The organism is Armatimonadota bacterium, assembly GCA_031081585.1.
GTDB lineage: Bacteria > Sysuimicrobiota > Sysuimicrobiia > Sysuimicrobiales > Humicultoraceae > Geohabitans > Geohabitans tengchongensis.
Map to the genome: position 1 here is coordinate 1 of JAVHLY010000013.1, position 13,662 is coordinate 13,662.

Below are 13,662 nucleotides of genomic sequence, written 5' to 3' on the forward strand. Positions count from 1 at the left end.
ACGCGGCTCGACCAGATCTCGGCCAGCGCCGCGCCCAGCGGGAAGTAGACCCCGGCCGTCCCGCCGGTGGCGACGGCGATGAAGGTGCGGGGCTGCGCCGCCGCCGGCCAGCCCACCGCGGCGACCAGCAGGAGTGCGAGCCCGATGCGCCGGATGGCGCGGCGACGGGATGTGACGACTGCCATGGCGCTCTGTTCCCTCCCTCGGCGACGCCCCGCCCGTGAGGACGGGGCCGTGGTCTTCAGGGTCCGACCGTGCTGAACCGTCCGCCCTCCACCCGCGTGATGACGACGTCCCGCACCGGGTCGCCCCAGCGGTCGAAGGCGAGCTCGCCTGTCACACCGGGGAACCGCCGGACGCCGGCGACGGCCTCGCGGACGCGCGTGCGGTCGGGACCGCCGCGGCGCACCGCGAAGGCCACCAGGCGCACGGCGTCGTAGGCCTGCGCGGCGAACTGGTCGGGGGTCTGCCCGTACCGCTCCCGGTAGCGCGCCACGAAGTCGCGCACCAGCGGCAGCGGCACGTCCGGCGCGAAGCCAGCCGGCACGTAGAGCCCCGCCGCCGCCTCGCCCGCCCAGGCCAGGGTGTCGGGAGAGTAGAGCGCATCCGAGCCCGCCACCACCAGGCGCGGCGCCGCCGCGCGCAGGGCCCGCAGCACCTGCGCCCCCTCGTCGGGATAGCCGGCCAGGAAGACGGCCTGCGCCCCCTCCTCCCCCGGGCCGCGGGCGTGCCGGGTGAAGTCGCGGTCCCCGTCGCGGTAGAGGCGCAGGCTGGTGATCTGCCCGCCCCGCCGCCGCACTGCCTCGGCGAAGGCCATGGCCACCGTGGTGCCGTAGTCGTTGCTGTCGTGCACGACGGCGATGCGCCGCAGGCCCAGCCGCTCCACCAGGTGGGCAGCCACGGCCTGCGCCTGGGTGCGCGCGGGGAGCGCGGTGCGGAAGACGTAGTGACCGCCGTAGGGGAGCTGTCCGGTGGCCCCGGGGGAGATCAGGACGAGGCGGTGGCGCTCGGCCGCCGGGGCCGCGGCGATGGTGGTCGGGTCGGTAAGCGGGCCCACCACCGCCACGACCTCCTGGGCCGCGAACGCCGCGAACAGCCGCGTGGCTTCCTCGGGCACCCCGCGGTCGTCCACGACCGTGAGGACCAGACGGCGCCCGCCCGCACCCCGGTCGGCGTTCACCTCGTCCGCGGCGAGCTGCGCCCCCTGCACCGCCGAGCGGGCGGCGCCCGGCACGCCGCTCGTGAGCGGCACGATCACGCCGACGCGCACCGTCGTCCCGGCGCTCCCGCGCCCCGCACAGGCGGCGGCGGTCAGCGCCAGCGCCAGCAGGGCCAGCGCCCGCACGGGGCGCACCCTTCGCGCCGGGGCTGGCGGAAGGTGTCGACGGTGTCCGGAGGTCTCTGGGCTCATGCGCGCATCGGCAGGACGCCCCGACGACACACCGACGGCGCCCCCAGGGACCCCGGTGGGCGCCGTCGTGACAGCGCCTGCACACGCGCGCCGCGCACCCCGGCGGCAACCCGGCGGGCCCGGGTGGGCTCCGTGGCTTTGCGTCCCCGCCTCGCGGCGGGTTTGCCCTTGTCGCCTTGCTTCCCTAAATCACTGCCAACTCTGCCGCGTCCTTGCCGCTCATCCCCTCCGTGCCCACGTCGTTTCGGACTTAGACTTCCCTCAGCCGCCCCCGACCCGGCGGCTCCCCGGCACCGACCGCGGGCTTCCTTCGGGCGACGGGCGGCGGTCGCCTTCGGTCGGCGACGCCGGATAGCGGGCCAGCAGCCGGCGGTAGAGTGTCATGACGTTGTAGACGTACCAGCGGGTCTCCGCGTAGGGCGGGACGCCCCCGTACCGCGCCACCGCGCCCTTGCCCGCGTTGTAGGCCGCCAGCGCCAGGTGGAGGTTGGTCCAGCCGTACCGGTCCAGGTGGCCCCGCAACACCCGCACCGTCCCGTAGACGTTCTGCACCGGGTCGTCGGCGTCCACTCCCAGGGCGGCGGCGGTGGCCGGCATCAGCTGCCCCAGCCCCATGGCCCCCTTGGGCGACCGGGCCCGCGGCGCGAACCCGGACTCGATGGCGATCACCGAGACAATCAGGCGCGGGTCGAGGTTGTAGTGGTGGCCGTAGCCTAGGATGGCGGCGGCGATGAGCGAGGCCTCCACCTCGCTCAACGCCGGGTTGTAGGCGCGGGCGAGGCGGTGGTAGGTGCGCGGGTCGAGCACCGCCGGCGCCGCGGCCGGAGCGCGGCGCGCCGCCGGCGAGGTCAGCGGCTGGAGGGCCCACAGGCCGCGCCGCGCCAGCTCGGCGGCCGGGCCGGCGGGGCGCAGCCGCAGGACCTGCCGGAAGGCGTGGCGGGCTCCGGCCACATCACCCCGCTGCGCCTGCACGTACCCGAACCACAGCCACAGGTCGGGGCTGTGGGGGGCCAGGGCGAGGGCCCGCCGCAGCACGGCGCGCGCGTCGGCGAGACGGCGCCGGTGGTAGAGGACGGCGGCCAGCCACTGGTGAGCCTGCGGGTCGCGCGGCCGCAAGACCACCGCGCGGCGGAAGGCCGCCTCGGCGGCGCGCAGGTGCCCGCGGCGATAGAGCGCTACCCCGTGCGTCAGGGCGGAGGGCGGCTCGGCCCGGGCTGGCACCGCGGCGGCGGGAGCGGGCGGGCCGGCGGACGCGGCGGCGGCCGGGGCGGCAGACGCGGCGGCGGCCGGGGCGGCCGGGCCGACGGACGTCGCCACCACCGCCCCCGCGAGCAGCAGGAGCACGGCCGCCCGGCGGGTCACGTCAACTGCTCCACCAGTTCGCTGCGACGCCTCTTGATGGCCAGCCGCGCCCGGGCCACGTTGCCGCCGGCCCGCAACACGACGGCCACGAAGTGCTCCGGGGTGAGGGCCATGACCAGCAGGGCCAGGCGGTCCATGGTGACGGAGACCGCGTCGAGGTCGCCGCCGTCGAGCTTGCGGGCGCAGAATGCCCCCAGTTTCATCAGAGTGGCCAGGTCGGCGGCCATCCGCCCCAGGTCCACCCCGCCCTCCTTCACCACGACCTCCACGACGGTGCCGTCCATCCCGCCCACCGCGGCGGCGCGGGCGTCGTCGAGGATGAGTTCCTGCAGGAGGGGGCGGAGGCCCATGGACTAGTCGGTGGAGCGCACAGCCGTCCCCTGGGTTCGACGGGCGGCGGGCCGGTCCTGCCGCACCAGCACGCTCACGAGCCCTCCCGCCACATGCGCAGCTGGATGTCGAAGGGCGGTTTGGTGGCCAGGACGCGCAGGAAGGTCTCCACGACCGCCGGGTCGAGGGTGGTGCCCGCCATCCGCCGCACCTCCTCCACCGCCTCGGTCAGGCTCTTCCCGCGCCGGTAGGGGCGGTCGGAGATGAGGGCGTCGAAGGTGTCGGCCACGCGGATGATGCGCGCGCCGAGCGGGATCGCCTCCCCGGCCAGCCCGTCGGGGTAGCCGGTGCCGTCGTAGCTCTCCTGGTGGTGGAGGACCAGGTCGACGAGGGGCCGGAAGGGCCGCATCTCCCGCAGGATGGCCGCGCCGCGCTCGGCGTGCTGGTTCACGATCAGCCGCTCCTCGGCCGAGAGGCTCCCGCGCTTGCGCAGGATGTGCTCGGGGGTGGCGATCTTCCCGATGTCGTGCAACAGGCTGGCCAGGCGGATCTGCTCCACCTGCTCGGGCGGCAGGCCCATCTCCGCGGCGATGGCCGCCGCGCTGGTGGCCACCCGCTGGGAGTGGCCGCGGGTGTAGGGATCCTTCGCCTCCAGCGCGGCGGTGAGCGTGTTCACGGCGCTGTAGAGGAGGTCGCGCAGCTGCTCCTGCACGCGCGCGTCGTGGATGACCACAGTGGCCTGGTCGGCCAGCACGCGCAGCGCTTCCACCTCGTTCCGGGAGAAGCGCCGCCCGTTGGAGCGCCCGGCCAGGGCGAAGCCGAGGGTCCGCCCCTCGATCTGGAGGGGCACCGCCAGCGCGGCCGCCGCCTCCAACCCGGCGAAGGACTCGGTCCACTCCGGGTCGAGGTCCATCCGCTCCGTCACCGCCACCTCACCCGCCCCCAGCACCCGCGCCACGACCCCGCTGTCCGGCAGCACCCGCCGGCCGCGCCACTCCCGCAGCTCCAGGTTGCGCACGCCGGCCACCGTCGGCACCCCGTCCTCGTCCAGCAGGGCCACCAGGCCGACGTCGGCGCGCCCCACCTCCAGGAGGTCCGTGAGGAAGCGCTCCACCCGCGTCTCCAGGGGGAGGGCCGCCATCTGGCGCATCGTCGAGGCGGCGCGGTCGAGCCGCTGCCACTGCGCCCGCGCGGCGCGGGCCGCCTCCAGCCGGGCGAGGAGGCTGCGGCGGTGGAGGAGGCGGGCCGAGCCCAGCACGCCGCCGAGGAGGGGGAGGAGGACGGCGGTCTGCACGACCGCCCGCAGGCCGCTCTGCGCACCGGCCAGCAGGCCGAAGACGGCCGCCGCGGCCAGCCCGGCCAGCGCCCCGCTGAGCGGGCCGGTCCCGACCGCCGACCAGGCCAGGACGACCGGGAAGTACAGGTAGAAGACGCTGTCCGCCCCCGCGGTCAGGCGGGTGAGCCCGCCGACGAGGAGCAGGTCGGTGGCCAGCCAGGCGGCCTCCGCCCGGGCGCGGTGCCGGGTGCGGGCGAGCAGGAGGGGCCCGAGCACAGTGCTGACCGCCAGCAGCCCCAACAGGAGGAGGGGCCCGAGCGGAGAGCGGTGGGGCAGGGCGCCGGCCAGGCCGGCCGAAGGGTCGACGAGGACGAAGAGGACGCCCACCGCGACGGCGGCGAGCCGCAGGATGAGCACGCTCCGGGTGTTGTCGGTGAGCCGCACCTGCCGCGCCTCCGCGCCTCCTGCGTCCGACCGTGACCGGGTGCTGCGCCGGGCCGTGACAGGAGGAGATATGCCCGCGCGTCGACGTGCTGAGACCGCCCGTGCGGGGTCCCTAGCGCTCCGATTCGGCGGGGGGCAGGTCCAGCAGGCGGAGCAGCCACCGCTCGACGCGGCGGCTCAGGTAGCGGGTCGTGGGCAGCTCGCGGGGGCTGAGCGGGGTCACCAGGATGGTGTAGAGCCCCAGGCGGTTGCCGGCCAGCATGTCGGTGAGGAGCTGGTCGCCGATCATGGCGGTCTCCGCGGGGCCCGTCCCCATGAGCGCCATCGCCTGGCGCAGCATCGAGACCGCCGGCTTGATGAAGCCCCGCGCCACCGGGATGCCGAGGCGCTCGGCCACCGTGGTCACGCGGCGGGCGCGGCTGTTCGTCACCAGCACGGCGCCCAAGCCCGCCTCGCGCACCCGGCGCATCCAGACCAGGACCGCGTCGGTGACCTCGCGGCTGCCGTGGGGCAGGAGGGTGTTGTCCAGGTCGAGGATGAGGCCGCGGATGCCCTGGGCGCGCAGCGCTTCGAGGTCGATGTCGAAGACCGAGCGCCGGCGCAGCCGGGGCCGGAAGAGGTCGAGCAGCCTCACCGTCGGTAGCGCCGCACGTTGGCCAGGTGCTCCTCGAAGGTGCGGCTGAAGGCGTGGCGGCCGTCGGGGCGGAGGACGTAGAAGAGGTAGGGCACGCGCGCCGGCGCGAGCGCGGCCCGCAGCGCCCCCCACCCCGGGTTGGCGATCGGCCCCGGGGGGAGCCCGGCATGCCGGTAGGTGTTGTAGGGCGAGTCCACCTGCAGGTCGCGTTCGGTGACCACCGGCCGGTGCTGGCCCAGGGCGTAGAGGACGGTGGCGTCGATCTCCAGGCGCATCCCCCGGCGCAGCCGGTTGTAGATGACCCCGGCGATCACCGGCTGCTCGTCGGGGATCCGGGCCTCCCGCTCCACCAGCGAGGCGATGATGACGGCCTCGTGGAAGGAGACGCCCTGGGCGCGGGCGAGGGCGCGCCACGCCTGGGGCACCCGCTCCCCGAAGCGGTCGAGCATGCGGGCGACCACCTGCCGCGCGGGCAGCCCCCGCGGCAGGTGGTAGGTGTCGGGGAAGAGGTAGCCTTCCAGATTAGGGCGGCCCGGGAGGAACGGGTGGGGGAAGGTCGCCCCCTCCTCCGTGGCCACGCGCAGGAAGGCCGTCCGGTCCCCCAGCCCCCGGGCGGCCAGCAGGTCGGCGATCTGCACCAGGGTGGACCCCTCGGGGATCGTGAGCGGGTGGAGGAGCACCTGACCCCGGGCCAGGCGGTCGAGGATCTCGAGCGTGGACATGGCCGGGGAGAGCGCGTACTCCCCGGACTGCAGCCGGCCCTCCAGCCGCCGCACCCGGGCCGCCACCTCGAACGCGGCGGGTGAGCGCAGGAGCCCGGCCTGGGCCAGCCGACGGGCGATCTGGCGGACGGTGGCTCCGGGGGGGATCTGCACCACCCGGACGGGGCCGGCGGGGTCGCGCGGAGCGACCGCCGCCGCGCCCACGGCAAAGGCCCCGGCCGCACCGGCCAGGGCCCCCAGGATCAGGACCGCTGCGACCAGCCGCAGCGGCTACTCCTCCTCGTCCTCCGGGTCCTCGTCCTCCTCGTCGAACGCCTCCTCGTCTTCGTCTTCGAGGTCTTCCAGGTCGTCCTCCAGGTCCTCGTCCTCGAGGTCTTCCTCGTCCTCGAGGTCTTCGTCGTCTTCGTCCTCGAGGTCGACGATGTCCTCGTCCTCTTCGAGGTCCTCGAGGGCGGCGGCCACGCGGTTGAACTCCTCCTCGTCCTCGAGGACGGAGAGGGTCTCGTCGTCCTCCACCCGGAAGATCACCGCCTCGTCGCCCCCCTCGGTGGGCTGGAGGACCGCGTAGCGACGCGACTCGACCTCGATGACGTCCACGACGTTGAACTCGTGCTCGTTGCCCTGGTCGTCGACCAGGCTGATCGTCTCCCGCTTCGTGCCCACTCCCGCCACCTCCGGCCTCGCACGGCCAACGGAGTCTAGCACAGTTTCTTTCCCACCGACAAGGAAGGCGCTGGGGCCCACCGACGAGGAACGCCCCGGGGACGACCGCGTGGCCGGGCCGGGCGGGTCGGCCCCCGGCGCCCCCGCGGCGCGGCGGCGGTCCAGGTAGGTCTGCAGGATGAGGGCCGCCGCCACCGCGTCGCGCGTGGCCCGGCGGCGGGCGCGCGACGCCCCGCCGGCCAGGAGGGCGCGCTCCGCCGCGGCGGTGCTGAGGCGCTCGTCCACCCGCTCCACCGGCACCGGCACCCGGGCCTGCAGCGCGCGCACGAAGCGTGCGGCTGCTGCGGCCTGCCGGCCGGCGCGTCCCGCCAGCGTCCGCGGCTCGCCGACCACCACGCGCGCCACCCCGTGGGCGGCCACCAGGGCGGCCACGTGCTCCAGCGTCTCCCGCAGCCCGCGCCGCTCGATGACCCCGTGCGGTTGCGCAATCACGCCGCCGGGGTCGCTGAGGGCGACGCCGATGCGGCGCGTCCCCAGGTCCAGCGCGAGCACACGGCCGGTCGGCGCCTCCCGCTGCCCACGCCCCACGGGCGCCTACCGCCCCGCCGGGGCGAGGGCGGCGCGCACCGCGTCGGGAACGCTCCCGAGCGCCGCCTCCACCCGCGCCACGTCCCGCCCGCCGGCCTGGGCCAGCTCGGCCCGGCCGCCGCCGCTCCCGCCGAGGACTGCCGCGGCGTGGCGGGCCAGCGCGTCCGCCTGCAGCCCGCGGGCCACCAGGTCCGGCGTGACCATGGCCACCATGGCCACCTTCTCGTTCACCACCGAGGCCAGCACGACCACCCCCGACCCCAACCGGGCCCGCACCTCGTCGCCGACGCGGCGCAGGGCGTCGTGCCCCAACCCGTCCACGCGTGCGGTCAGGACGCGCACGCCCTCCACCTCCCGCACCGCCCCGAGCAGCCGCTCCACGTCGGCGGCCGGGCGCGCGCCCCGTTCCTGCTCGAGCTGGCGGACCTGCTCCAGCAGCCGGCGCACCCGGGCGGGGACTTCGGCCGGCGCCACCCGCAGCGCCTCGGCGGCCTCGCGCAGCTGCGCCTCCAGCCGCTCCACGTAGGCGTGCGCACCGCGCCCGGTGACCGCCTCGATGCGTCGGATCCCCGCAGCGGCACTCCCCTCGGCCACGATCTTGAAGAGCCCGATGTCGCTCGTCAGCGGGACGTGGGTGCCGCCGCACAGCTCGCGGCTGTACCCGGCGATCTCCACCATGCGGACGCGCTCGCCGTACTTCTCCCCGAAGAGCGCCATCGCCCCGCGCGCCAGGGCCTCGTCATAGGGCAGCCAGCGCGCCCGCACGGGAAGGGCCTCCAGGATCTTCTCGTTCACGCGCCGCTCCACCGCCGCCCGCTCCTCCGGGGTCAGGGCGGCCAGGTGGGTGAAGTCGAAGCGCAGGCGGTCGGGAGCCACCAGGGAGCCGGCCTGGCGGGCGTGCTCCCCCACGATCTCGTGGAGGGCACGGTGGAGCAGATGGGTGGCGGTGTGGTTGCGCATGGTGTCGCGGCGGGCCACGGCGTCGACCGCCGCGCGCACCTGCTGCCCCACGCGCACCGTCCCCCGCCCCACCCGGCCGCGGTGGAGGATGACGCTGCCGACCCGCTGGGTGTCCTCGAGGACGACCTCCACCCCCTGCGCCTGCAGGCGGCCACGGTCCCCCACCTGGCCGCCACCCTCGGGGTAGAAAGGCGTGCGGTCCAGGACCACGTCCACCGCCGCGCCCTCGCCGGCCGCCTCGACCCGCCGCCCCTCCTGCAGGACGGCGAGGACGGTGGCCCGGCCGACCAGCCGGGCGTACCCGGTGAAGGTGGTGGGCGGCAGGTCGGCCAGGTCCGCGGCCCGCACCTCCTCCCCGGCGGCGGTGCCGGCCGCGGCGCGAGCCCGCTCCCGCTGGCGCGCCATCGCCGCCTGGAAGCCGGCCTCGTCCACCTGGAGGCCGTGCTCGCGGGCCACGTCGCGCGTCATCTCCAGGGGGAAGCCGAAGGTGTCGTAGAGGCGGAAGGCCGCCTCGCCGGGGATGACCCGCTCGCCGCGGCGGCGCACCTCGGCCATCGTCTCCGCCAGCCGGGCCAGCCCCGCCGCCAGCGTCTGCCCGAAGCGCTCCTCCTCGGCCAGGATGGTGCGGCGGATGAGGGCGCGCCGCTCGACCAGCTCGGGGTAGACCTCGCCCATGGCCTCCACCACGGTGTCGGCGACCTCGTGCAGGAAGGGCCGCTCGAGCCCCGCGCGCCGCCCGAAGCGGATGGCCCGGCGCATGATCATCCGCAGCACATAGGGGCGGCCCTCGTTCCCCGGCATCACCCCGTCGGCGATGAGGAAGGCCGCGGCGCGGGCGTGGTCGGCGATGACCCGGTAGGCCACGATCTCCCGGGCGCGGGCGGCGTCGTCGTGGCCCAGCAGCGCCTGGATGCGGGCCATGAGCGGGGTGAAGAGGTCGGTGTCGAAGTTGGTGGGGGCCTGCTGCAGCACCGCCACCATGCGCTCCAGCCCCATGCCCGTATCCACCCCGGGCCGGGGCAGGGGCGTCCGGGTGCCGTCAGCGGCCTGGTCGTACTGCATGAAGACCAGGTTCCAGATCTCCAGCCAGCGGCCGCAGTCGTTGTCCAGGGCCACGCTGCAGTCGGGGCGCCGGCAGGTGCAGGCCTGGGGCCCCCAGTCGTAGTGGACCTCGGAGGTGGGGCCCACCGGGCCGACCGGGCCCATCATCCAGAAGTTGGTCTTCTCCCCCATGCGCAGGACGCGCTCCGGCGGCACGCCGAGCGCCCGCCAGGCCTGGTAGGCCTCCTCGTCGGTGGCGAAGACGGTGAAGACCAGGCGGTCGGGGCTCACCCCGTACCCCTCGGTCATCAGCTCCCAGGCGTAGCGGATCGCCTCCCGCTTGAAGTAGGCGCCAAAGGCGAAGTTGCCGAGCATCTGGAAGAAGGTGTGGTGGCGCGGGGAGGGCCCGACCGTCTCCAGGTCGTTGTGGTGGCCGGAGACGCGCAGGACCTTCTGCAGGGTCACCGCCCGGTCGTACGGACGGCGCTCCAGCCCCAGGAAGACGTTCTTGAACTGCACCATCCCGGCGTTGGTGAAGAGCAGCGTGGGGTCCTCCGCCGGGACCAGCGACGAGCTCGGGACCACGGTGTGCCCGCGGGCGGCGAAGAAGTCGAGGAAGGTGCGGGCGACCTCTGTCCACCTCATGACGCCGCGCCCTCCAGCACCTCGCCGAGCAGCCCCTCCGCCGCCGCGCACGCCTCGCCCATGGCCTCCACGGCCCGGTCCACCTGGGCGTCGGTGACGATGAGCGGCGGGGCGAAGCGGATCACCTCCTGGCGGTTGAGGGCGAAGACGCCCAGCACCTGCCGCTCCACCAGCCCCATGTTCACCAGCAACCCGACGTCGCTGTGGACGAACTCCACCCCCACGAGCGCCCCGCGCCCGCGCACCTCGCGGATGAGCCGGGGGTGGCGGTGCTGCACCTCACGCAGCCCGCCGAGCAACCGCTCCCCGATGGCCAGCGCCCGCTCCAGCAACCCCTCCGCCTGGATGGTGCGGATGGTGGCGATGGCCGCCGCCCAGGCCAGGCGGTTCATGATCGTCGTGGAGTGCAGTACCGGGTTGGGGTGGCGGGCCAGCGCGTCGAAGGCCCGGGGCCGCGCGATGAAGGCCCCCAGTGGCGCCACGCCGCCGCCGAGGCCCTTGGCCGCGGTGAGGATGTCCGGCGTCACCCCCTCCCACTCGCACGCCCACAGCCGCCCGGTGTGCCCCATCCCCGTCTGGACCTCGTCCAGGATGAGGAGGGCCCCGTGCCGGTCACACGCCGCGCGGGCGCCGCGCAGGTAGCCGTCCGGCGGCACCACGATGCCATTCTCCCCCTGGATGGGTTCCAGGATGACCGCGGCCGTGGTGTCGTCCACCGCCGCCTCCAGCGCCGCCAGGTCTCCGAAGGGGACGTGCCGCACCTCGGGCAGCAGCGGCCGGAACGGGTCGCGGAAGACGTCGCGGCCGGAGACACTGAGCGAGCCGAAGGTCTTCCCGTGGAAGGCGCCTTCGGCGGCCACGAAGCCCGGCCGGCCGGTGGCCAGGCGCGCCAGCTTGAGCGCCCCCTCGTTGGCCTCGGTGCCGCTGTGACAGAAGAAGGTGTACTGCAGGTCGCCCGGGGTGACCTGGGCCAGCAGTTCGGCCAGCTCTCCGGCGAGGCCGTCCAGCGGGACGCGCGGCGACAGCGGCAGGCGGTGCAGCTCCCGCTCCACGGCCGCCACCACCGCGGGGTGGCGGTGCCCCAGGACGAAGACGGCGATGCCTGCGGCGAAGTCCAGGTACTCGCGGCCGTAGATGTCGCGCACCACCGCCCCGTCGGCCTCCACGGCCAACGTCTCCAGGCCGGCCAGGCGGATCAGCCGGGCGAAACTGGGGTGGATGTAGCGCTCGTAGCGCTCGAAGGCCCGCAGGACCTCGGCCTCACGCGGGTCGGTCACCGCTCCCACTCCCTTCAGGCCACCTGCCCGGCCGCCAGGCGGTCGCGGGCCCGCCGCACGATCTCCCGCGTCTCCTTGTAGCGGATGCGCGCCATCGCCTCGTCGACCGGCACCCACTCCGCGGCCACGAACCCCTCCTCGCGCTGCGGGCGCGGCTCCTCCCCGCCGAGGAACTCGAGCAGGTAGTAGTGCACGGTCTTCTGGTAGAGGACCCCTTCGGCCCGCCAGTAGAAGGTATAGCGCTCTTCGCCCAGGTCCGCAGCCACGCGCACGTTCCCCAGGCCAGTCTCCTCGCGCACCTCCCGCAGCGCCACCGCCTCCGGGGTCTCCCCCCGCTCGATGGTCCCCTTGGGGAGCATCCACTTGCCGCTCTCGTGGCGCAGGAGCAGGACCTCGGGACCGGCGGGACCGCGACGGAAGACGACACCGCCGGCGCTGCGGGCGTACTTGACCGGCCGGCCGCGGCCCGGCGGCCGGGAGGGTGCGGAGGGGCGGGCCGGCCGCCCCCGCGGACGTCCCTCCGGCCCTGCGCCCTCGGAGGGTCGGCCCTGGCGCGACGCCATGGTCGGGTCGGCGCTCCTCGTCGCCGCGGTGGGGGCGATGGCCGCTCAGCGGGCCCGGGCGGCGCTCCCGGCGGCTCTAGCGCCGCTTCCGCCGGGCCAGCTTCCGCCGGCGCTTCTGGCTGGGCTTCTCGTAGTGTTCGTGCCGCTTCGCCTCGGTGAGGATGCCCGACCGCTTGACCTGCCGCTTGAACCGCCGGAGGGCGCTGTCCAGGGTCTCATCCTTGCCCACGCGCACTTCCGCCATCCTGTCCACCCCCTTTCCAGCACCCCGCCCGGCCGCGCAGGCATCGCAGCGGTCCTGATGACGCCCGGCCGGCCCGGGTCGATGCCGCCGGCGTCGCGGCGCCGGCGGGCGTCGGCAGCCCCTGCCGGGCGCCGTGCCTGTCCTCATGATACACGACTACTCCCAGCGACGCTCGTCCGCCACCAGCGGGGCGTCCGCCGGCAGCGAGCGCGGGGGCAGCACCTCCACCTCGACGCGCAGGCGGACCGCCTCGCGCAGCACAGCGGCGACCCGCCCGGGGTCCACCGGCGTCCCCGCGGGTTCCACGCGCGCGGTGAGCCGGTCCTGGTGCCCTTCCCGCGTGACGCGCAGCTGCAGGCGGGCCACCTCGGGCAGGCGCTCGAGCGCCCGCCGCACGTCGTTGGGGTGGACGAACATACCGCGCACCTTCACCGCCTCACCCACCCGTCCCAGCACGCCCCGCAGCCGCGGGCTGCCCCGCCCGCAAGGACACGGTGCGGGCTCCAGGACGGAGAGGTCGCCCGTGGCCAACCGCAGCAACGGGTAGGTCTCGCTGAGGAAGGTCACGACCACCTCGCCGGCGCTGCCGGCCGGCAGCGGCGTCCCCGTGTGCGGGTCGACGACTTCGACGTAGACCCGCGGGGAGAGGTGCAGGCCCCGGGCGGCTTCGCACTCGTAGGCGATCAGGCCCACGTCGGCGGTGGCGTAGGCCTGGCTCACCCGCACCCCCTGCCCGCCGAGCTCCCGCCGCAGCCCGTCTGCCAGCACCTCGCCCGAGACCAGGGCCACGCGGAAGGGCGGACGGTGGCGCTGCGCCAGCAGTGTCGCCAGGAAAGAGGGTGTGCCGACATAGCCCCGCGCCCCCAGCCGGGCGGCCACCTGCGCCTGCAGCTCGCTCTGGCCGCCCCCTCCGGGGACGACCACGCACCCGAGCGCCTCCAGCCCCTCGTCGACCATGTGGCCGGCGGGCGTCAGGTGGTAGGCGAAGGTGTTGAGGACCACGTCCCCGCGGCGGAACCCGGCGGCGTGCAGCGCCCGGGCGAACCCCCAGGCATCCGGTCCGTGGGGCTGGGGATCGTAGATGGGCCCGGGGGAGACGAAGACGCGGCGCAACGCCGCCAGCGGCACCGCCGTCCAGCCGCCGAAGGGCGGGCGGTCGGCCTGCAGGGTGGGCAGCGCCTCCTTGCGCAGCAGCGGGAGGCGGGCCAGGTCCTCCGGCCAGCGGCGTCCCGCCAGCCCCCCCGCAGCCTCCACCGCCGCCCGCCCGGCCGGCGTGGCCTCCCAGGCGCGCCGCACCGTCTCCTCCACGCGCGCCGCCGCCCAGCGGGCCCAGGCCTCGGGGGAGAGCGCCTCCCAGGCGTCGTACCGCTCCTCCACGCCAGCACCTATTCGCGCCACGCCGCCGCGGCCCTACGCGCCGCCGCCCTCCGCGTCGGGCGGGAGGAGCACCTCCGCCGGGGGCCGTATCTTGTGCCCGTGGGCCTCCCCGAGCCCCGCCAACC

General features: G+C 75.6%; 13 protein-coding genes and 1 riboswitch. All 13 genes read right to left on the reverse strand.

The window, feature by feature from the left end; all coding sequences use genetic code 11:
• The coding region (locus tag RB146_06655) for an immunogenic protein (GenBank protein ID MDQ7828659.1) at positions 1–185 on the reverse strand (185 nt) is incomplete at its 3' end.
• 56 nt (positions 186–241) lie between these two features.
• On the reverse strand, positions 242–1,345 hold the full coding sequence (locus RB146_06660; protein ID MDQ7828660.1) for a penicillin-binding protein activator: 1,104 nt from the start codon (positions 1,343–1,345) through the stop codon (positions 242–244).
• A 167-nt stretch (positions 1,346–1,512) separates the two neighbouring features.
• Positions 1,513–1,588: riboswitch (cyclic di-GMP riboswitch) on the reverse strand.
• Between the two features lie 84 nt (positions 1,589–1,672).
• Positions 1,673–2,773 carry a transglycosylase SLT domain-containing protein gene (locus RB146_06665; protein MDQ7828661.1) on the reverse strand — a complete coding sequence of 367 codons (1,101 nt, stop codon included), beginning with the start codon at positions 2,771–2,773 and terminating at the stop codon, positions 1,673–1,675.
• Positions 2,770–3,123, reverse strand: coding sequence for a hypothetical protein (locus tag RB146_06670; GenBank protein ID MDQ7828662.1), 354 nt, complete (start codon positions 3,121–3,123; stop codon positions 2,770–2,772). Before RB146_06670 ends, RB146_06665 begins: the two co-directional genes overlap by 4 nt.
• Before the next feature lie 74 nt (positions 3,124–3,197).
• Positions 3,198–4,823: an HD domain-containing protein gene (locus RB146_06675; GenBank protein ID MDQ7828663.1), complete on the reverse strand. Its 1,626-nt coding sequence runs from the start codon at positions 4,821–4,823 to the stop codon at positions 3,198–3,200.
• Positions 4,824–4,935: 112 nt separating this feature from the next.
• Positions 4,936–5,457, reverse strand: coding sequence for a YqeG family HAD IIIA-type phosphatase (locus RB146_06680; protein MDQ7828664.1), 522 nt, complete (start codon positions 5,455–5,457; stop codon positions 4,936–4,938).
• A complete protein-coding gene (gene mltG / locus RB146_06685) occupies positions 5,454–6,446 on the reverse strand; it encodes an endolytic transglycosylase MltG (GenBank protein MDQ7828665.1) in 993 nt (330 codons plus the stop codon). The genes RB146_06680 and mltG overlap by 4 nt, the downstream gene beginning before the upstream one ends.
• Before the next feature lie 3 nt (positions 6,447–6,449).
• Positions 6,450–7,394, reverse strand: a complete 945-nt coding sequence (ruvX, locus tag RB146_06690) for a Holliday junction resolvase RuvX (protein ID MDQ7828666.1) — start codon at positions 7,392–7,394, stop codon at positions 6,450–6,452.
• 42 nt (positions 7,395–7,436) lie between these two features.
• Entirely contained in the window at positions 7,437–10,076 is a 2,640-nt protein-coding gene (alaS, locus tag RB146_06695) for an alanine--tRNA ligase (protein MDQ7828667.1), read from the reverse strand.
• Complete coding sequence (locus RB146_06700) at positions 10,073–11,353, reverse strand: aspartate aminotransferase family protein (protein ID MDQ7828668.1); 1,281 nt, start codon at positions 11,351–11,353, stop codon at positions 10,073–10,075. Before RB146_06700 ends, alaS begins: the two co-directional genes overlap by 4 nt.
• Positions 11,354–11,367: 14 nt before the next feature.
• Positions 11,368–11,916: an NUDIX hydrolase gene (locus RB146_06705; GenBank protein MDQ7828669.1), complete on the reverse strand. Its 549-nt coding sequence runs from the start codon at positions 11,914–11,916 to the stop codon at positions 11,368–11,370.
• Between the two features lie 76 nt (positions 11,917–11,992).
• On the reverse strand, positions 11,993–12,160 hold the full coding sequence (gene rpsU / locus RB146_06710; GenBank protein MDQ7828670.1) for a 30S ribosomal protein S21: 168 nt from the start codon (positions 12,158–12,160) through the stop codon (positions 11,993–11,995).
• A gap of 156 nt (positions 12,161–12,316) precedes the next feature.
• A complete protein-coding gene (locus RB146_06715; GenBank protein ID MDQ7828671.1) occupies positions 12,317–13,537 on the reverse strand; it encodes a phenylacetate--CoA ligase family protein in 1,221 nt (406 codons plus the stop codon).
• Between the last annotated feature and the right edge of the window lie 125 nt (positions 13,538–13,662).

Coding starts and splice junctions, on each gene's coding strand:
- RB146_06670 (MDQ7828662.1), bottom strand. CDS start 3,123: ATGGGCCTCCGCCCCCTCCTGCAGGAACTCATCCTCGACGACGCCCGC.
- alaS (MDQ7828667.1), bottom strand. CDS start 10,076: ATGAGGTGGACAGAGGTCGCCCGCACCTTCCTCGACTTCTTCGCCGCC.
- RB146_06705 (MDQ7828669.1), bottom strand. CDS start 11,916: ATGGCGTCGCGCCAGGGCCGACCCTCCGAGGGCGCAGGGCCGGAGGGA.
- rpsU (MDQ7828670.1), bottom strand. CDS start 12,160: ATGGCGGAAGTGCGCGTGGGCAAGGATGAGACCCTGGACAGCGCCCTC.